The organism is Pseudolysinimonas sp., from assembly GCF_049651805.1.
Classification (GTDB): domain Bacteria; phylum Actinomycetota; class Actinomycetes; order Actinomycetales; family Microbacteriaceae; genus Pseudolysinimonas_A.
In genome coordinates this window covers 31,836-49,283 of the sequence record NZ_JBASCU010000011.1, presented here as the reverse complement: position 1 = coordinate 49,283, position 17,448 = coordinate 31,836, and the positions used below count along the sequence as shown (strand labels likewise).

General features: G+C 68.6%; 20 protein-coding genes. 9 read left to right on the top strand and 11 right to left on the bottom strand.

The features are described from left to right. Window positions 1-35 precede the first annotated feature (35 nt). The 5 genes from WBL06_RS01930 (at window position 36) to WBL06_RS01910 (ending at window position 3,516) form a co-directional block, all read left to right on the top strand. On the top strand, window positions 36-761 hold the full coding sequence (locus WBL06_RS01930) for an SURF1 family cytochrome oxidase biogenesis protein (protein ID WP_424454286.1): 726 nt from the start codon (window positions 36-38) through the stop codon (window positions 759-761). Window positions 762-765: 4 nt separating this feature from the next. Then, the gene (locus WBL06_RS01925; protein WP_424454285.1) at window positions 766-1,197 is read left to right on the top strand and encodes a DUF3817 domain-containing protein; all 432 of its coding nucleotides are present in this window, start codon (window positions 766-768) and stop codon (window positions 1,195-1,197) included. Next, complete coding sequence (guaA, locus tag WBL06_RS01920) at window positions 1,194-2,771, top strand: glutamine-hydrolyzing GMP synthase (protein WP_424454284.1); 1,578 nt, start codon at window positions 1,194-1,196, stop codon at window positions 2,769-2,771. The genes WBL06_RS01925 and guaA overlap by 4 nt, the downstream gene beginning before the upstream one ends. Before the next feature lie 84 nt (window positions 2,772-2,855). Then, window positions 2,856-3,068, top strand: coding sequence for an antitoxin (locus WBL06_RS01915; RefSeq protein WP_424454283.1), 213 nt, complete (start codon window positions 2,856-2,858; stop codon window positions 3,066-3,068). A 13-nt stretch (window positions 3,069-3,081) separates the two neighbouring features. Next, entirely contained in the window at window positions 3,082-3,516 is a 435-nt protein-coding gene (locus WBL06_RS01910; RefSeq protein ID WP_424454282.1) for a type II toxin-antitoxin system VapC family toxin, read from the top strand. 20 nt (window positions 3,517-3,536) lie between these two features. Here the strand turns inward: WBL06_RS01910 and WBL06_RS01905 are convergent, their stop codons facing one another. Beyond that, window positions 3,537-3,722 (bottom strand): hypothetical protein, encoded by a 186-nt coding sequence (locus WBL06_RS01905; RefSeq protein WP_424454281.1) that lies wholly within the window; start codon window positions 3,720-3,722, stop codon window positions 3,537-3,539. A 199-nt stretch (window positions 3,723-3,921) separates the two neighbouring features. Between WBL06_RS01905 and WBL06_RS01900 the strand changes: the two genes are divergently transcribed. Continuing rightward, entirely contained in the window at window positions 3,922-5,139 is a 1,218-nt protein-coding gene (locus tag WBL06_RS01900) for a Fic family protein (protein ID WP_424454280.1), read from the top strand. A gap of 16 nt (window positions 5,140-5,155) precedes the next feature. Here the strand turns inward: WBL06_RS01900 and WBL06_RS01895 are convergent, their stop codons facing one another. The 4 genes from WBL06_RS01895 to WBL06_RS01880 form a co-directional block, all read right to left on the bottom strand. Next, window positions 5,156-5,704 carry a HipA domain-containing protein gene (locus WBL06_RS01895; protein WP_424454316.1) on the bottom strand — a complete coding sequence of 183 codons (549 nt, stop codon included), beginning with the start codon at window positions 5,702-5,704 and terminating at the stop codon, window positions 5,156-5,158. Between the two features lie 109 nt (window positions 5,705-5,813). Then, window positions 5,814-6,635 carry a Bax inhibitor-1/YccA family protein gene (locus WBL06_RS01890; RefSeq protein ID WP_424454279.1) on the bottom strand — a complete coding sequence of 274 codons (822 nt, stop codon included), beginning with the start codon at window positions 6,633-6,635 and terminating at the stop codon, window positions 5,814-5,816. 9 nt (window positions 6,636-6,644) lie between these two features. Further along, on the bottom strand, window positions 6,645-7,208 hold the full coding sequence (locus tag WBL06_RS01885; protein ID WP_424454278.1) for a hypothetical protein: 564 nt from the start codon (window positions 7,206-7,208) through the stop codon (window positions 6,645-6,647). Beyond that, the gene (locus WBL06_RS01880) at window positions 7,201-7,545 is read right to left on the bottom strand and encodes a hypothetical protein (RefSeq protein ID WP_424454277.1); all 345 of its coding nucleotides are present in this window, start codon (window positions 7,543-7,545) and stop codon (window positions 7,201-7,203) included. The genes WBL06_RS01885 and WBL06_RS01880 overlap by 8 nt, the downstream gene beginning before the upstream one ends. Before the next feature lie 25 nt (window positions 7,546-7,570). Here WBL06_RS01880 and WBL06_RS01875 point away from each other — a divergent pair, with 25 nt between their 5' ends. Together WBL06_RS01875 and WBL06_RS01870 are read left to right on the top strand one after the other, a co-directional pair. Further along, window positions 7,571-8,566, top strand: coding sequence for a glycerophosphodiester phosphodiesterase family protein (locus WBL06_RS01875; RefSeq protein WP_424454276.1), 996 nt, complete (start codon window positions 7,571-7,573; stop codon window positions 8,564-8,566). 12 nt (window positions 8,567-8,578) lie between these two features. After that, window positions 8,579-10,942, top strand: coding sequence for an ATP-dependent helicase (locus WBL06_RS01870; protein ID WP_424454275.1), 2,364 nt, complete (start codon window positions 8,579-8,581; stop codon window positions 10,940-10,942). A 63-nt stretch (window positions 10,943-11,005) separates the two neighbouring features. Here WBL06_RS01870 and WBL06_RS01865 read toward each other — a convergent pair whose 3' ends face one another. Genes WBL06_RS01865 through WBL06_RS01850 form a run of 4 tightly spaced genes read right to left on the bottom strand, consistent with a single transcriptional unit; the run spans window position 11,006 to window position 14,776 of the window. After that, window positions 11,006-12,232 carry an MFS transporter gene (locus WBL06_RS01865; protein ID WP_424454274.1) on the bottom strand — a complete coding sequence of 409 codons (1,227 nt, stop codon included), beginning with the start codon at window positions 12,230-12,232 and terminating at the stop codon, window positions 11,006-11,008. Then, window positions 12,229-12,783, bottom strand: a complete 555-nt coding sequence (locus tag WBL06_RS01860) for a ribonuclease H family protein (protein ID WP_424454273.1) — start codon at window positions 12,781-12,783, stop codon at window positions 12,229-12,231. Before WBL06_RS01860 ends, WBL06_RS01865 begins: the two co-directional genes overlap by 4 nt. A 28-nt stretch (window positions 12,784-12,811) precedes the next feature. Continuing rightward, complete coding sequence (locus tag WBL06_RS01855) at window positions 12,812-13,708, bottom strand: hypothetical protein (protein ID WP_424454272.1); 897 nt, start codon at window positions 13,706-13,708, stop codon at window positions 12,812-12,814. Between the two features lie 6 nt (window positions 13,709-13,714). After that, window positions 13,715-14,776 carry an SPFH domain-containing protein gene (locus WBL06_RS01850; protein WP_424454271.1) on the bottom strand — a complete coding sequence of 354 codons (1,062 nt, stop codon included), beginning with the start codon at window positions 14,774-14,776 and terminating at the stop codon, window positions 13,715-13,717. A 110-nt stretch (window positions 14,777-14,886) separates the two neighbouring features. On the opposite strand from WBL06_RS01850, the gene WBL06_RS01845 reads away from it, so the two are divergent. After that, window positions 14,887-15,417 carry a hypothetical protein gene (locus tag WBL06_RS01845; protein WP_424454270.1) on the top strand — a complete coding sequence of 177 codons (531 nt, stop codon included), beginning with the start codon at window positions 14,887-14,889 and terminating at the stop codon, window positions 15,415-15,417. 55 nt (window positions 15,418-15,472) lie between these two features. On the opposite strand, the gene WBL06_RS01840 is transcribed toward WBL06_RS01845, so the two are convergent. Next, window positions 15,473-16,462 carry an aldo/keto reductase gene (locus WBL06_RS01840; protein ID WP_424454269.1) on the bottom strand — a complete coding sequence of 330 codons (990 nt, stop codon included), beginning with the start codon at window positions 16,460-16,462 and terminating at the stop codon, window positions 15,473-15,475. A gap of 83 nt (window positions 16,463-16,545) precedes the next feature. Continuing rightward, window positions 16,546-17,346 (bottom strand): oxygenase MpaB family protein, encoded by an 801-nt coding sequence (locus tag WBL06_RS01835; RefSeq protein WP_424454268.1) that lies wholly within the window; start codon window positions 17,344-17,346, stop codon window positions 16,546-16,548. Between the last annotated feature and the right edge of the window lie 102 nt (window positions 17,347-17,448).

The following is a 17,448-nucleotide window of genomic DNA, read 5'->3' as shown; positions in this document are numbered from 1 at the left end:
CCACGCCGACATCCCTGTCGTCGCGCTTTTGGGCGATGGCACGCACGCCCCGCTGGATCGCCGCGCTCCTGCTGTCGCTCGCGATCGCCGCCGCGTTCGCCGCGCTCGGGCAGTGGCAACTCGACCGCAGCGTCGACAACGTGCAGGTCGTCGAGATCGACACCGAGACCACCGTTCCGCTGGAACAAATCGCCGAGCCGGGCAGCGGGGTGACGGATGCCCAACAGGGTCGCACCGTCACGGTGTCGGGCGAGTTCGTGCCCGGCGACATGGTGGCGCTGACCGATCGCAGCAACGGCGGCGCCGATCGGGGCACCTGGCTCGTTGGGCACCTCGTCACCGACGACGGGGTGTCGCTTGCCGTCGCACTGGGCTGGTCGTCAGACGCAGACTCCGCGGCATCCGACCTCGACCGCACCGAGTGGGTCGGCCGGTATCTGCCGAGCGAGCCACCGCAGTCCTCCGACTTCGAGGCGGGGAAGCGCAGCGCCCTCTCGGTCGCCGAGCTGGTGAACCTCTGGGCTGAGCCCGGGCCGGTCTACGGCGGCTACCTGGTGCTGACCGAGCCCATCCCCGGGCTCGACCCGATCCGCGCCGACGCTCCCGAACGCGAGGTGACGCTCAACTGGCTCAACCTGTTCTATGCCGTCGAGTGGGTGCTCTTCGCGGGCTTCGCGGTCTACCTCTGGTACCGCCTGGTTCGGGATGCCGTGGAGCGCGCCGAGGCCGAATCCGGGCTGGCAGACGCGACCGTAGACTGAGGGCATGCCTCTCGGACCTCGCGCTGCCGACGTCCCGCGCATCCGCCTCGTTCTGAAGCTGTTCCGCGTTTCGGCGATCATCACCGGCCTCTTCCTGCTGCTGCTCGTCGTGATGATGGTGGCGCGTTACGGCTTCCTGGTCGACATCGAGTATTCCGACGCCTACGGCTTCGGGCTCACCCCGCGCGACCTCATCGAAGAGCGCGGGTCGCTCAATGTCTCGCTCGTGATTCTGACCACGCACGGCTGGCTGTATGTGCTCTACTTGGCGCTCGACTTCCTGCTCTGGCGGTTCACCCGCTGGTCGTTCGGGCGGTTCCTGTTCATCGCGCTCGGCGGCATCATCCCGCTGCTGTCGTTCTTCTTCGAGTTCTCGGTGCCCCGGTGGGTGCGCGCCGAACTCGCCAAGGTCGAGCCCGTGGAGGCCCCCGCGTGAGCGCGGAGACGGCTGCACGGCCCGTCCTCGTCATCGACTTCGGCGCTCAGTACGCGCAGCTGATCGCGCGGCGGGTGCGCGAGGCGAACGTCTACAGCGAGATCGTGCCGCACACCATCACCGCCGATGAGGTGCGTGCGATGGATCCCGCGGGCATCGTGCTCTCCGGCGGGCCGTCGAGCGTGTACGAGGAAGGCGCCCCGGCGCTCGACCCCGGCATCCTCGAGCTCGGCGTGCCGGTGATGGGCATCTGCTACGGGTTCCAGATCATGGCGCAGCAGCTCGGCGGCGAGGTGGCCCCCACTGGGGGTCGCGAGTACGGGTCGACGCAGGTGCGGCTGACCGGCGAGCCCGGGGTGTTCCTTGAGGGGCAGCCCGGCGAGCAGACCGCGTGGATGTCGCACGGCGACTCGGTGGTGCGGGCGCCGGAGGGTTTCGACGTGCTCGCGTCGTCGGATGTCACCCCCGTCGCCGCCTTCGCGAGCGACGAGCGCAAGTTGTACGGGGTGCAGTGGCATCCCGAGGTGAAGCACTCCGCGCACGGGCAAGCGGTGCTCGAGAACTTCCTGCACAAGGCCGCCGGCATCCCGGGTGACTGGAACAGCGGCAACGTCATCGCCGAGCAGGTCGCCCGCATCCGTGCCCAGGTCGGCTCGGCGCGAGTGCTCGCCGCTCTGTCGGGCGGTGTCGACTCGGCCGTCGCCGCGGCGATCGTGCACGAGGCCGTCGGCGACCAGCTGGTGTGCGTCTTCGTCGACCACGGGCTGCTGCGGCAGGGTGAGCGCGAGCAGGTCGAGACCGACTATGTGGCGGCGACCGGCATCCGGCTCGTGACGGTGGATGCCCGTGAGCAGTTCCTCACGGCGCTCGCCGGGGTGAGCGAGCCGGAAGAGAAGCGCAAGATCATCGGGCGCGAGTTCATCCGCACCTTCGAAGCGGCGGAACGCGACCTGGTCACCGAAGCCGCCGCCGATGGAGAGCCGATCCGGTTCCTCGTGCAGGGCACTCTCTATCCGGATGTCGTCGAGTCGGGCGGGGGCTCGGGCACGGCCAACATCAAGAGCCACCACAACGTCGGCGGGCTTCCCGATGACCTCCAGTTCGAACTCGTCGAGCCGCTCCGCACCCTCTTCAAGGACGAGGTTCGGGCTATCGGCCGGGAACTCGGGCTGCCGGAGGCGATCGTGGCACGCCAGCCGTTTCCGGGGCCAGGACTCGGGATCCGCATTGTCGGGGAGGTTACCGGTGAGCGCCTCGATCTGCTCCGCGAGGCGGACGCGATCGTCCGTGCCGAGTTGACTGCCGCCGGGCTCGACGCCGAGATCTGGCAGTGCCCCGTCGTGCTGCTCGCCGATGTGCGCTCGGTCGGAGTGATGGGCGACGGCCGCACCTACGGGCATCCCATTGTGTTGCGCCCGGTGTCGAGCGAAGATGCGATGACCGCCGACTGGACGCGGCTGCCGTACGACGTGCTGGCGAAGATCTCGAACCGCATCACCAACGAAGTGGCAGGAGTCAACCGGGTGGTTCTCGACGTGACGTCGAAACCGCCGGGCACCATCGAGTGGGAGTGATGGCGCCCTCAAGGCATCAAAGTGCGTGATGCTATGCTGTCAAATGTGCGAACTACGGTCACTCTCGACCCTGACACGGAGTCGGTGGTGCGGCGCCTGATGGCCGAACGAGGCCTGTCATTCAAGCGCGCGCTGAATGACGCCATCCGTGCAGGGGCTACTGATCGCATTCGTTCGCCGTTCGCCACTCGCACGAAGGCGATGGGTGCTCCGGCCGTCAACCTCGACCGCGCGCTTCAGATCGCCGCGGGTGAGGAAGACGAAGAGTTGGTTCGCAGGATGCGGGCCGGTCAGTGATGATCGCCGGCGCATGAGAGTCGTCGACGCGAACGTGCTGCTGTACGCCGTCAACGAGGACGCCCGGCATCACAAATCGTCGCGAACCTGGCTCGATCATGCGCTGGGAGGAGCTGATACCGTCGGCCTGAGCTGGCTCGTGCTGCTCGCGTTCGTGCGACTGTCGACGAAGCCGGGCTTGTTCGCGGACCCTCTCGGGGTAGATGAGGCACTTGATCAGGTGCAGGCCTGGATCGCGGCGCCGGGCGCTGTGGTGGTCGGCCCGGGGCCAAGCCACGCCGACATCCTTCGCCGAACTCTTATCGACGTCGGCGCTGGCGGAAACCTCGTCAACGACGCGCATTTGGCAGCTGTGGCGCTCGAGCATCACGCCGACATCGTCTCCTACGACAACGACTTCTCCCGTTTCACGGGAGTGCGCTGGCGGACTCCTGACGCGCTGCTCTGAGGGCGCCCTGCTGCAGCCGGTTACTTCGCCCGCTGCAGCACCCGTAGCTCGGTCCAGCCGATGACCTCGTCGTCGGCATCCTGAACCACGAGCTTGCGGAGCCCGACCGGATGGTGCGACGGCACCGTGATCTCGATCGTGCCCTGCGGCGACACGAGATGCCATCCGCCTAGCTGCGTCGCGTGCGGGTCGATCCACGCCGACACCCAGTGCCCGGCGTACTCGGTTCCGACGGTGATTTCGGCCGATTCACCGCGGCGCAGTGCGGGTCTGCTGCACGGATAGGTGACAGCAATCTGGCTTGCTCGGGGCGCGAATGTCCTACCGCCGCACCTGTCGCTTCTATCGGGAGAGGCCGCTTCTGCCGATGCTTACTGTGCTAAGCATCGGTATGCTTCCTTTGTGATGGCGGATGAGAACTCGAGAAGGGCAGCCGCCGGGTGGCCTCCGATCTCGTTCGAGAAGCACGAGTGGCACCGAACCGAGGATGTCGGCCAGTCGCGACGCGCGATGCTGAAAGCACGCGGCCCGTACGAGGCGGCAGTGCCGGCAATGATCGCCGCGCTCCCGATCCCGCGACTCGACCAAGAGACGGTGATCGCCGCCGAGGATGCGGTGATCGAGCTCGGGCGTTTCGACGGCGAGGTCGGCGCGGTCACTGCACCGTTCTCTGCCATCCTGCTTCGCAGTGAAAGCGCAGCGAGTTCGGAGATCGAGCAGCTCACGGCATCCGCCAGAAACATCGCCCTCGCCGAGTTGGGCCGTAGCGCCGGCAAGAACTCGCGACTGATCGTCGGCAACGTGCGGGCGATGGAAGCCGCGATCGACATGGCGAAAGACCTCGATACCTTGAGCATCATCGCGATGCAGCACGAGATACTGCAGCACGACCGGCCCGAGCACACCGGGGGGTGGCGAGACCAGCAGGTCTGGATCGGCGGCGGCTATTCAAATGGCCCGCACACGGCGGCGTTCGTTCCGCCGCACCATGATCGAGTGTCGGCGCTGATGGATGACGTCGTCGCTTTCGCGCGGCGCACCGATCTGCCTGCGCTGCCGCAGATCGCGATCGCTCACGCCCAGTTCGAGACCGTGCATCCGTTTCCGGATGGCAACGGTCGCACCGGTCGCGCTCTCATCCAGGCGATGCTCCATCGTCTCGGCGTGACGCGCAACGTCACCGTTCCAGTGTCGGCGGGACTGCTCAGCGACACTCGCGGCTACTTCGACGCCCTCTCGGCTTACCGGTCGGGCGACGTCGCGCCGATCATTCGGGCACTGGCCGGGGCTTCGACGAGCGCGATCGCCAACGGACGACAACTGGTCGCTGACCTGACCGAGATCCGGTCCGGGTGGGAACTGGCGACGAGCGCACGTGCGGGAAGCGCCGGTCGCCGGCTGCTCGACATCCTGCAACGCCAGCCGGTGGTCGACGCGAAGCTAGCCGCCTCGGAGTTGCTGCTCAGCGAGCGCAACGCGCAGAACGGCATCGACCGGCTCGTGGGCGACGGCATCCTTCACCAGATCGGGGCGGCCGCGCGGGGTCGGGCGTACGAAGCGCGCGCGGTCTTGGTAGCTCTCGACGAGTTCGCTGCGCGTGCGAAGCGGTCACGCGGTCGGTAGCGACCCCTCCGGTCGCTCAGGCCCGACGACGAGCCAGTATTCGCCCGACTTCGAGTGACCGGCTGCGGATGGCGTCCGAGAGGCGCGTTGCGATCGTCGGGTCGATCCCAGCGGGAATCGAGTCGACGGCCGCGTCGATCGCCGAGGGAAGCGCGCGGTTGAGCTCGATGCCCCACTCGAGGAACTCGGCGGGAGGAATGGCGGCGTCTCTCGCGGCTCCCTCCCACTCGAAGCGCGTGAGGGCGCTCACTCGATAGTCGTCGACGAGCGTCAGGGCCAGCCGTGTCTCGGCGATGTCGCGTCGACGGGCATCCGGATCGTCGGGCCCGATGTACGGCAGAAGCGAAGACAGGTCATAGAGCGGCGACAGGGTCGTCTGCTCGGGAAGTATCTGGATCGAGTAGTTCTTCGCGTGCGCGTCGGTGTTGAGCACGAGCCAGGAGAAGAAGACCGACTCGGCGAAGCGTCGCGCCGAGCCCGGACCGGCTTGGGCTGTGAGGAACTCGAGGATGCGGCGATACCCGGGCCCTCCGTGCTGTCCGTAGCGGGGAGCTGGGACGAGAATGTACCCTCCGCGGAGCCAGCGCGCGTGGTCTCGACACGCCGCCTCCGGCGGCTACTCGACCACCGAAGGGCGACACGCCGCCTTCGGCGGCTACTCGACCGCCGAAGGGTTAGTTGCGCGGCAGCAAGTACGACAGCAGGCGCAGGATCTCGAGGTAGAGCCAGACGACGGTGACGATGATGCCGAAGGCGCCCGTCCAGCCGTAGATGCGGGGCTGGCCGGTCTGCACGCCCTTCTGGATGTAGTCGAAGTCCATGACGAGCGAGTACGCGGCGAGCAGCACCACGAGGATGCCGAGCGGAACGCCGATCGGGATGTCGGTGCCGGGGATCGACATCCCGCGCACCCCACCGAAGCTCGTGACGACCCCGGTCATCATCAGCACGATGTTGATGAGCGAGAACGCCAGGTAGCCGACGATGGCGACGAGGAAGATCTTGGTCGCCCGCTTCGACACGCGCACCTTGCCGTTGGCGAAGAGTGCGAGCGTCACGGCGACGACGCCGAGGGTTCCGAAGAGCGCCATGGGCACGATGCCGTCGGAGAACGAAGAGAACAGCATCGAGACGCCACCGACGAGCAGACCCTGCGCGAATGCGTAGGCGAGGATGAGCGCAGGCGACGGCTTCTTCTTGAAGATGTTGACGAGCGCGAGCGCGAGGCCGGCGATGGCGCCGACGATCGCGAGAGCCGGGAACACCCAGCCGATCGCGGCTCCGACGAGCAGCACCGCGAAGCCCGCGAGGGTCTTGAAGATGGTGTCCTGGTAGGTCATCCGCTCCATTTGATCCGGAGTGGCATCCGGCAGCCCGTAGTGCTCCTGAAGCTGTCCGGGCGTCGGAACGGGCGGCACGCCGTTCTGTCGGGCGGCGAGTTTCTGGGCTGCGACAGCCGAGAACGCGGGGGAGTTGCTGAAAGCAGGGTTGGCCATGCACACAGCTTACGGAGAAGATGTCGAGGAATTCCTGAGCTTTCGCCGACGGCGCACATCGCGACTCCGGGCCTGCGCGACGTGCACGGCGCGGGCGGCGAGCGCCGACAGCAGCATGATCGCGCCCATCGTGCCGAGCGCGGGCAGCATGAGGTCGTACGACGGGAAGAGCGGCGCGACGAGAACCGCTCCGACGATCACGAAGAGCAGCGTCGGGTAGGCGGCGATCGGGCGATGCCGCACCAGCAGCCACCCGAGGTAGGGGAAGACCAGGATCCACAGCCATCCCGGCCCGGCGAGCAGCGCCCACATCACGGCCGTCGATGGCACAAGGGCCCACACCCGACGCCACCCGGCGGAGGGCAGCACCGACCAGCCGGTGATGTGGGCGATGGAGCCGGCATAGAGCAGGAAGTTGGCGAACGGGCTGCTCGCGGCGCCGCCGGCAACCGCGAGCCCACCGCCGACGATCAGCAGCAGGCCGCCCAGCATCCGGGTGTGGTAGCCCCCCCAACGCAGCCGCAGGGTCGACGTCGGCTCCCGCCAGCGGAAGGGTTCGAGCGGCTCAGGCATTCGTCGTGAGGAACGCGATCACCAGCACCGCCGCGGTGACCAGCCAGATGTACCCGAGCACGACTGCGATCCAGGCGGCGATGAGGCCGCGCTCGCCGGTCATCTTGATCTGCCAGACGGCGATGTGCCCGAAGAGCGCGGCGAACGGACTCAGCAGGCATCCCAGGATGACGGCCAACACCGCGAGCACGTTGACCCGTCGGGTGTCGTCGTCCCCGTCGCCGCCCACAGCCGACGGCATCGCGCCGGCGAGGGGCACGGCGGTGCGGGTACCGCAGGTGATGCAGTATTTCCAGGCGGGTTGCAGCTCCCGGCCGCAGTTCGCGCAGGTTGCCATGAGGCGATCAGATTATCGTGATCGGATGCGCCCACCCCGCCCGCTCGTCATCGGGCACCGCGGCGCGAGCGGCTATCGCCCCGAGCACACTCGTTCGGCGTACGAGTTGGCCATCAGTCTCGGTGTCGACGCGATCGAGCCCGACATCGTCGCGACGCGCGACGGCGTTCTCGTGCTGCGGCACGAGAACGAGATCTCCGGCACGACGGATGTGGCTACCCGGCCGGAGTTCGCCGACCGCCGGGCGACGAAGCGCATCGACGGCGTGAGCCTCACCGGCTGGTTCACCGAAGACTTCACCTGGGCCGAACTCTCGACCCTGCGGGCGACCGAGCGGTTGCCGGCGCTGCGGCAGACGTCGGCGACCTTCGACGGCACGGAAGGCATCCTGCGCTTGCGCGACCTGCTGCAGATTCTGGATGCCGGCGCCGAGCGCACGGGACGCGCCATCTCTGTCGTGGCGGAGGTGAAGCATCCCACCTATTTCGCGTCGATCGGCATCCCCCTCGACGAGCTGGTCGCCGACGAGTTGAAGCGGTGGGACGAGGGCGACCGCATCATCGTCGAGTGCTTCGAGCAGACGGTGCTCGACGAGATCCGCGAGCGCGGAGTGCGCGGGCGGTTCATCTACCTGCTGGAGGCGCGCGGCTCGGCCCCCGACCTGGTCGCCCGGTTCGGTTCGAAGGCGCTGCCGTATTCGGCACAGTTGACGGATGCCGGTCTCGCCCGGCTCGCGAAACACGTCGACGGGGTGAGCCTCGACAAGGCGCTGCTGCTGCGGCCGACCGGCACCGATCTCGTGACCCGCGCCCACGCGGCCGGGCTCGAGGTCTACACCTGGACGCTGCGGCCCGAGAACCGGTTCCTCGCTCCCGAGCGCCGCATCGGCAAACGTGCCGCCGACTGGGGCGACTGGCGCGTCGAGTTCGGCGCCATTCTGGGAACGGGGGTCGACGGCATCTTCGTCGACCACCCCGATCTCGGCGTCACCGCCCGGGCCGAGGTCACCGGCGAAACGTAGACTCGACGCGAGATGAGCACCCCCGATGTGACGAGCGCGGCGACGGACGATCGGTTGCTGGAGGGACTCAACCCTCGGCAGCGCGAAGCCGTGCTCTACCGCGGAAAGTCGCTGCTCATCGTCGCCGGCGCCGGCTCGGGCAAGACGAGCGTGCTCACCCGCCGCATCGCGAGCCTGCTCGCGAGCGGCGAGGCCTCGCCGCTGCAGATTCTGGCGATTACCTTCACCAACAAGGCCGCGAACGAGATGCGCGAACGCGTGCAGCATCTCGTCGGTCGGGCCACCGACGGCATGTGGATCTCGACCTTCCACTCGGCGTGCGTGCGCATCCTGCGCCGGCAGGCCGAGGTCATGGGCATGAAGGCGGGCTTCACGATCTACGACTCCGCCGACAGTCGGGCGCTCATCAAGCGCATCGTGAAAGAGCTGGATGCCGACACCCTCAACCTCACGCCGGGAATCGTCGCGGGCAAGATCTCGAAGCAGAAGAACGAGCTCGTCGACGTCGAGACCTACGCCCGCAACGTCAACACCGACGACCCCGCCGAAGTCGCCTTCCTCGAGATCTACCGGCGGTACACGGCGGGGCTGCGCCGGGCGAACGCGCTCGACTTCGACGACCTGATCGGCGAGACGGTGCACCTGTTCCGGGCGTTCCCCGAGGTGGCGGCGCTGTACCAGCGGCGGTTTCGGCATGTGCTCGTCGACGAGTACCAAGACACCAACCACGCCCAGTACGCGCTCATCCGCGAGCTGACCCGGCCGATCAAGCCGCAGCATGTTCCCGAAGACACCCGCATGGCGACGCTGCCCGACGGCAGCTTCCCGGGCGCGGCGCTCACCGTCGTCGGCGACTCCGACCAGTCGATCTACGCGTTCCGCGGCGCCGACATCCGCAACATCGTCGAGTTCGAACGCGACTACCCCGACACCAAGACGGTGCTGCTCGAGCAGAACTACCGGTCGACGCAGAACATCCTGGATGCCGCCAACGCCGTTATCTCGAACAACTTCGACCGGCTCGAGAAGAACCTGTTCACGACCGTCGGGGCGGGGCATCCGATCATCGGCTACACCGGGTACTCGGGGCACGATGAGGCGCAGTTCGTCGCCGACGAGATCTCGGCGCTGCACTCCGCGGGCACCCCGTACCGCGAGATCGCGGTGTTCTACCGCACGAACTCGCAGACCCGGCCGCTGGAAGACGTGTTCATCCGCTCGGGGTTGCCGTACAAGATCATCGGCGGCACCAAGTTCTACGAGCGCGCCGAGATCAAAGACGTGATGGCCTACCTCATCCAGGTCGCCAACCCCGCCGACGACCTGGCGCTGCGCCGCATCCTCAACACCCCCAAGCGCGGCATCGGCCCGGCGACCGAGGCGGCGTTGCAGGCGCACGCCGACAAGATGGGGGTCGCCCTGCGCGACGCGCTCGGGGATGCCGCTCAGCTCGACCTCGGGACGAAGGTCACCCGGGCGATCCTCGACCTCGGCGAGCTGCTCGACGACGCGGAGGCACAGCACCTCGCGGGCGGGAAGGCGGCCGACATCCTGGTGTCGTTGCTCGCCGGAACGGGGTACCTCGAGGCGCTGCGGGCGACCCGCGACCCGCAAGACGAGGCGCGCATCGAGAACGTCGAGGAACTCATCTCGGTCACGAAGGAGTTCGCGAAGAACAATCCGGATGCCGGCCTGCTCGAGTTTCTCACCGAGGTCGCGCTCGTCGCGGCGGCTGACGAGATCGACGACGAGTCGGGCTCGATCTCGCTCATGACGCTGCACACCGCCAAGGGGCTCGAGTACGACGCGGTGTTCCTCACCGGCGTGGAGGAAGACCTGCTGCCGCACCGCATCTCGTCGGGAGAGCCGGGCGGCCTCGCCGAAGAGAGGCGGCTGTTCTACGTCGGCATCACCCGCGCGAAGAAGCGGCTGTTCCTGTCGCTGTCGATGCAGCGGTCGTCGTTCGGCGACACGAGCGTCGCGATGCCGAGCCGGTATCTGCAGGAGATCCCGGCCGGGCTCATCGACTGGCGGCAGTCGCCGGGTGATGCGACGTCACGCGGGGGCACTCGTCCACGGGCGCTCAACGCCCGGGGCTACGCGGGTGGCCCGGCGCGCGGGTTCTCCTACTCGACCGAACTCCCCCCGGCGCCGCCGCGGGTGAAGCGGGAGTGGGCCTCCGAGATCACCGGCAAGGTGCGCGACAACGGCGATCTCACGCTGGAAGCCGGCGACCGCATCCGCCACACCGACTTCGGTGAGGGCAACGTCGTGGCGGTGACCGGCGTGGGCACGAAGTCGATCGCCGAGGTGCAGTTCGACACCGCGGGCAAGAAGCGCCTGCTCATCAAGATCGCCCCGATCGAGAAGCTCTGACGGCTGTTTGCCCAAGAAAGCCCCTTGCGCGCAGGCGATGGGGCTTTCTTGGGCAAACAGCCATCACACCGGGGGGCGTGCGGGCCGCAGTCGGGCGGCGATGGCGACGAGGGCGATGCAGACCAGCGCGAGAGTGCCGGCGGCGAGAGCGACCGCCGCGGGGATGCCGACAAGGGCGCCGAGGAGGGCGACGAGCACTCCGCTGCCCACGCGGAAACCCATGTTCGTCGTGTTGAAGGCTCCGACGAAGCGTCCGCGCTGTTCGGGCGGCGCCTCGAGTTGTACGACCGTCTGCGATGTCGAGAGCGAGATGATCGATGCGGCTCCGGCGATGACGAGCAGGGCGAGGCTCAGCGGAAACACCCGCGAGAGAGCGAAGCCGAGCACGGCGGCCGCGAACACCAGCTCGCCGAGCGCCGAGACGAGCGGTGTCGCGCGCAGCCGGCCGACGCTCTCGAGCACGAGCCCGCCGGTCACGGCGCCGAAGCTCATCGCGACGAGCAGCAGCCCGTAGCCGAGGCCCGAATCGACCTGACCCAGCAGTTCCCCGAACTCTGGCAGCAGCGGCATGAGCGCGACGCCGATGAGCAGTCCGACGGCGCCCTGCAGAACGATGACCAGCAGGATGTTGGGGTGTCTCGGCAGGTCGCGAATGGTGTCGAACAACTCGCGCAGACGCACCCGCGGAATCGTCCCCGCCGCCCGACGCTGGTGTCCGTCGAAAGGCGAGAGCGTGAGATGGATGAGGAACGGCAGGTAGAAGAGCGCGTTCGCGAACATCCCCCAGGCCGGCCCGATCGTGAAGAGCAGCACGGCGCCCATCGCGGGGCCCACCAGCATGCCCAGGCTCAGGCCGGTGGCCATCAGCCGAACCGCGCTCGGCAGATCCATCTCGCCGACCATGTCGTACAGCATCACCTGGTTGGCGGGATGCCAGAGGGCGCTCGCGAAGCCGTGCACGACGAGGAGCACGACCGCGTGCCACGGTTGCAGCGCCTCGTTGAGGAGCAGAAGACCCCAGGTGAGGGACGCCGCGACGAAGAGGCCGCAGGCGATCTGGATGATACGCCGGCAGTCGAAGCGGTCGGCGAGGCCGCCGAACGAAATCGAGAACAGCAGGTGCGGCAGCCAGTGACTGACGACCGCGAAACCGGCGAGGAGCGGCGACTCGAACAGCTGCCACATCACGAGGTAGGTGATCGCGTGTTCGGCGTTGTCGCCCGCCATCAGCAGCGACCCGCCGGTGAGGTAGCTCTTGTACCAGCGTGCGCGCAGCGCCCCGAACTTCATGCCAGTCGCCGGGGCCGGTCGCCGGATCCGCGGGGCGGGTCGACCGAGACGTCGAGTCGCGGCTGCCCATGCCGCGACGACCACATCGAGTCGTCGCCCCCGGCGGCGTGCTGCGAGGCCCGCACGGCTCGCTCATCCGCCCAGCTGTTGAGCCGGTGCCCGCTGTGGCCGCGCACATGCTCGAGCACGACGTAGGGAAGTCCCGCGGAGCGGCGAGCATCCCGCGCGGCGATGAGCTGCTCGAGAATCTCGACGTTGGCGACGGGCTTCTTCGCGCTCGTCAGCCAGCCGCGGCGGCGATGGCCGTCCATCCAGGAGCGATAGGTGTTGATCGCGTACATCGAGTCCGGCTGCACCACGAGTTCGCGCACGTCGGCGTTGTCGCGGATCGCGTGGAGCAGCCCGAGCAGCTCGCCGATGTTGTTGGTGCCCGCAGGGATCGCTCCGGCGGCCCAGTGCCCGTCGTCGCCGACCCACGACCAGCCGGCCGGCCCCGGGTTGCCCTTGCATGCCCCGTCGGTTGCGACGACGTAGCGGTCGGGGGAGGTCACGCCTTCGAGTCTGTCAGCCCGCCGCACCTCATCCGGTAACCAGGGCGAGTCGGTGGCTGCTCGTGCCGACAGTGAGGTGCTGGCCCCAGGCGATCGAGAGGCGGTCGTGCTCGATGCCGTCGCCGAAGGCCACCAGCAGCTCCGATTCGGCGACGAGTTCCAGGTGTTGCCCCGCTTTCAAGTCGCCGAACTCGAGCACGCGACCGGTGGCGGGTGACGGCCAGGCCTCGCGCACGAACCAGGCGAGCGTGTCGGCCGTGGCGGGCGGCAGCCAGTCCAGCAGTTCGCGATCGTTGGCGATGGATGACGACCACCCGGTGCTGCCCGTTCCGGTGCCGACGATGATGCCTGAGGACGATTGCCGTTCGGTGCCGCGCTCGGGAACCGTCAGTGTGTACCGCGACGACTGGTGGCCCGGGTCGCCGAGGTAGAGGTCGTTGAGAGCGGTGAGCGTCTGCCCGTCGTCGAGGGTGGCCTCCACCATCGCGCGCTGCTCGACCGTCGCGTGGCCGCGCCGCACTTTCTCGATGACGGCGGCGCCGACCGCGGGGGAGTGCTGCACCAGAACGCCCGCGTTGCGCCCCGGCTCGGGATCCACGCCGACCACCGGTTGCCCCGACAGGTACTTCGCAACGTTGGCGACGAGCCCATCCTGGCCGACGGCCACGACGATGTCTTCGGGCGCGAACAGGTAGCGGTCGAGGTCGCTGCGCTCCACGCGGGCCTGCCGAACGTCGGCAGGCAGGCTCGTCGACACCAGGTGCAGGGCCGCCTCGATCGCCTCGTGCCGGGCGATGACATCCTCGATCGACCGGCCGCGGGAGCGCAGGAAGAACTCGGCCTGCCCGAACGTCGCGTGACGATCGAGCAGCTCGTCGTACTCCGATCGGCGGTGCACGAACACCACGCGGACGGGCAGGGCCACGGTGCGCTAGCTCTCCGTGGGAGCGGGAGTGGGAGCGGATGCCGGCGCGGCCGGATCGGCCGCCGCGGGCTCCGGCGCGGCGGCGAGTCGCGACAGCGCCTGGGTGAGCACGTCGGGCGTGAGGTTGAGCGTGCCGATCTCGGGCAGGTTCTTCGCCAGCTCCTGGAACGCGAGCGCTGTGAGCACCGACGGCTCCACGCCCGAGTAGGCGGCGAGTCGCGCGGCCTCAGTCTCGGCGTGAGCCGCACCGACGACGCGATTGGCGTCGGCGCGCGCGGCTGCTTCGAGCTTCGCCCGCTCCGACGAGGCCTTCGCGGCGATGAGCGCCGTAGCAGCTTCTTCAGTGGCCCGTCGCTGCGAGTTGGCGCCCTCCTGCTGCACGAGCTGTTGCTCGCGCGTGGCGAGTTCGATCTTGCTCTGCAGTTCGTTCTCGGCGATCGTGCGTTCGCGCTCGACCGCCTGCGCGCGCCGCTCGTAGGTGGCGGCGTCGGCATCCTGTTGCACCCGCTCGCGCACCGGCGTCTCGAGGGCGCGCTCGAGGTCGGCTTGCGGCCGGATCGACACGATGCGCACCGCGACGACGATGACGCTCGTCTCGGCGAGACGCTCATCGCCCGCGAGACCGGAGGCGGTGACGGCACGCACCTTCGGGATGCCGGCGCCGAGAACATCCACGAGGTTCAGTGACGAGATGTGCTCGACCGCGTACTGCTGCGCGAGCTCCGTGATGCGGGTGCCGACCTGCTCGAGCGGCTTGCCCATCCACCGCCCTGTGTACGGGTCGATCGAGAAGTCGATGCGGCCGGCGGCTACACCTGCATCGGCGAACCGGTAGGTGACGGTGGCCTGCACCGACACCTCTTGGAAGTCGAGGGTGCGCGCGCCGAACAGCATCGAGAGCTCGTTCTCGGCGATCGGCACCTCGCTGATCGCGGCGTTGAGCGCGCGGAAGTAGAAGGCGATTCCGGGCCCGCTGTGCACGATCTTGCCGCGGCGGGAGTGCACGATGTGGCTGGTGGGGGTGGAGCGCAAATGGCGGGCGAACGGGAAGCGGCGGATGTCGGCCATGCCGCACAGCCTAGGGTGCGCCGCTTCTCTCAGCTAACGGTCGGCTACCCCTATGCTGGGGCCGTCCCGGCGCCTGCCGCGGACGCCAGAGTTCAAAGGAGAACTTTCATATGGCCGCTGTGTCCACCTCCCGACGCTCCCTCGCGGGGATCATCCTCGCGATCGCCGGAGCGTTGCTCCTGATCAACGCCATCCTCGGATTCGCCGGGGTCACGGCTCTCGGCGCCTGGCCGACCACGCTCGCCTACCTGGCGATCGGCGTCGCGTTGCTCATTCTCGCGATCTCGTCGTTCCGCAACACGCTCGCGCGGATCGCTCTCGTCGTGGCAGCGGTCGGGTTCCTGCTGCTCGCGCTCGGCGCGGTAGTCGCGCTGCCGTCGCCGGTCGGCACGATCGCTTTGATCGCCGCAGCCGTCGGCCTCCTGGTCGCCGCGATCGTGCTCTACGTCGGCAAGGAGATCACCAACCTCTCGGCGATCGCCTTCATCGCGACCGCGGTCATCTTCGCGATCATCGTGTTCGCGCCGCTCCTGGGCCTGGCGTTGGGCACCTTCGGCTCGGTGCTCGCGTTGCTGTTCGCCCTCGGCGTGCTCATCACGGGCATCATGTTCGCCCGCGTTCAGGGCGAGCGCGGTCGCTGAGCAGCGTTCCACCTCACACGAAACGCCCCGGCATGACGCCGGGGCGTTTCGGCGTCTACCAGCGGTCGTGCACGGACGCCCGAATGCGCCGGTCGTACAGATCGCGCACGGCGGCGGTGAACTCCGGCCCGAGCGCCGCGACAGAGCCCGCCGCCGCGTTGCCCTCAGCCTGCGCGACGTTGCGGGCCCCCGGGATGACGGTGTTGACGCCTGGAAGTTGGGAGACCCAGGCGAGAGCCGCCGTCGTCGGCTCGAGCCCGTGCTGACGCGCCAAGGCCGAGAACTCACGCGCCGCCTCGACGCCCTCGTCGAAGTCGATGCCCGAGAACGTCTCGCCGACGTCGAACGACTTTCCGTCGCGGTTGTAGGTGCGGTGGTCGTCGGCCGCGAACGTCGTGTCGTGGTCGTACCGGCCCGACAGCAGCCCGCTCGCCAGGGGCACGCGCGCGATGATTCCCACCCCGGCATCCATCGCAGCCGGCAGCACGGTGTCGAGCGGCTTGAGCCGGAACGCGTTGAGGATGATCTGCACGGTCGCGACGCCGGGTCGCGCGATTGCGGTGATCGCCTGCTCAACAGTCTCGACACTCACCCCGTAGGACGCGATCGCCCCTTCGGCGACGAGGGTGTCGAGCCCGTCGAACACCTCGTCGGAGGCAAACACCTCGTCGGGCGGGCAGTGCAGTTGCACGAGGTCGAGGGTGTCCATGCCGAGATTGGTGCGTGATCGGTCGATCCAGGCGCGGAAGTTGGCCATCACGTAGTTCGACGCCACCTGCGGCACCCGGCGGCCGATCTTGGTCGCGACGAACACCTGGCCGCGGAGCCCGCGGGCGTCGAGCCAGGATGCGATGCGCTGTTCGCTGCGACCGTCGCCGTACGCGTCGGCGGTGTCGTACATCGTGACGCCCGCCGCGAAGGAGGCATCGAGCACGGCCCGGGCGGCGTCATCATCGACGTCCCCCCAGTCGGCGCCGAGCTGCCAGGTGCCGAGTCCGATGACGGAGACGGTGCGGCCGGTGCGGCCGAGGGTTCGAGTGTCCATGCCACCAGCCTAGACATATGATGAATTTCCCGCGGCGAGAAGGCGTCGTTCGCGTCGCCTGAGCCGACGCGTCGCTCCTCGCGTCATCGATCCGCGGCGAGCAGGCGCCGTGCCGGCAGCTCACGCAGGCGGCGCGGCGCGACGCGCACGAGCACTCGCAGGATTACGACGACCGCCCGACCCCGGCGCGGATGATCGGGCAGCTCGTACGCTTCGCGCAGCCGCGGCGGCAGTAGCACGGCGGTGAGCTCGCGCGCGGCAGGGAGCATCAGCCGCAGCAACCACGGCGCCGCGCGCGCCGCGAGCAACTCCGCCGCGACCGCCCGGGCGTCGTCGCCGACCGCGAGGGTTGGAACGGTGGCATCCCAGTAGCGATCGAAGGCCGCGCGATCGGCGGGCCAGGCATCCCGCGGTAGCTGCAGCGACATCCCGAGTTCTGCGCTCGCCGCGTGGATCTCGTCGGCGAGGTCGGGCGACAGCGCACCGTGAAGCAGCTCGTGCACCTGCATTCCGGTGCGGGCGAGGGTCGCCGTGACCCACAGTTGCGGGCCCGGGTCGCGAGCACCGGCGACGTGAGCGTGCGCCGAGTCGACGCGGCGTGCAGCCATTGCGTGCTGCTCGGGCGTGCCGAGCTGCACCGCGTACACGTAGGCCAGCGTGTGCCGTAACCGCCCGAGCGGGTCACGGGTGAACGAGCTGCTGCGGGCGACGCCCCGGGCGACGACCGGGTGGGCTAGCTGCAGCAGAATCGCGGCGAGCCCGCCGAGCACGAGCGACGAGTCGGCGGCGTAGCGCTTGAAGGCCTCGCTCCGCTCGACGGGTCGTCGATCCTCGCTCCGCTCGACGGGTCGTCGATCCTCGCTCCGCTCGGACATGGGCCCCATGCTCGCAGGGTAGGCTGTGCGAGGCCGAAAAGTATCTTGACATCGAGTTATCTCGACATCGAGAGAAGACGCCCCGCCACCACACATCCGCTCCCTCAACGG

What these genes read in the sequence shown, in the direction of transcription:
- WBL06_RS01885 (WP_424454278.1), bottom strand. Translation starts at nt 7,208, where the DNA reads ATGCCTGAGCCGCTCGAACCCTTCCGCTGGCGGGAGCCGACGTCGACC.
- WBL06_RS01870 (WP_424454275.1), top strand. Translation starts at nt 8,579, where the DNA reads ATGAGCACCCCCGATGTGACGAGCGCGGCGACGGACGATCGGTTGCTG.
- WBL06_RS01875 (WP_424454276.1), top strand. Translation starts at nt 7,571, where the DNA reads ATGCGCCCACCCCGCCCGCTCGTCATCGGGCACCGCGGCGCGAGCGGC.
- WBL06_RS01850 (WP_424454271.1), bottom strand. Translation starts at nt 14,776, where the DNA reads ATGGCCGACATCCGCCGCTTCCCGTTCGCCCGCCATTTGCGCTCCACC.
- WBL06_RS01840 (WP_424454269.1), bottom strand. Translation starts at nt 16,462, where the DNA reads ATGGACACTCGAACCCTCGGCCGCACCGGCCGCACCGTCTCCGTCATC.
- WBL06_RS01880 (WP_424454277.1), bottom strand. Translation starts at nt 7,545, where the DNA reads ATGGCAACCTGCGCGAACTGCGGCCGGGAGCTGCAACCCGCCTGGAAA.
- WBL06_RS01890 (WP_424454279.1), bottom strand. Translation starts at nt 6,635, where the DNA reads ATGGCCAACCCTGCTTTCAGCAACTCCCCCGCGTTCTCGGCTGTCGCA.
- WBL06_RS01925 (WP_424454285.1), top strand. Translation starts at nt 766, where the DNA reads ATGCCTCTCGGACCTCGCGCTGCCGACGTCCCGCGCATCCGCCTCGTT.
- WBL06_RS01900 (WP_424454280.1), top strand. Translation starts at nt 3,922, where the DNA reads ATGGCGGATGAGAACTCGAGAAGGGCAGCCGCCGGGTGGCCTCCGATC.
- WBL06_RS01835 (WP_424454268.1), bottom strand. Translation starts at nt 17,346, where the DNA reads ATGGGGCCCATGTCCGAGCGGAGCGAGGATCGACGACCCGTCGAGCGG.
- WBL06_RS01865 (WP_424454274.1), bottom strand. Translation starts at nt 12,232, where the DNA reads ATGAAGTTCGGGGCGCTGCGCGCACGCTGGTACAAGAGCTACCTCACC.
- WBL06_RS01930 (WP_424454286.1), top strand. Translation starts at nt 36, where the DNA reads ATGGCACGCACGCCCCGCTGGATCGCCGCGCTCCTGCTGTCGCTCGCG.
- WBL06_RS01910 (WP_424454282.1), top strand. Translation starts at nt 3,082, where the DNA reads ATGAGAGTCGTCGACGCGAACGTGCTGCTGTACGCCGTCAACGAGGAC.
- WBL06_RS01845 (WP_424454270.1), top strand. Translation starts at nt 14,887, where the DNA reads ATGGCCGCTGTGTCCACCTCCCGACGCTCCCTCGCGGGGATCATCCTC.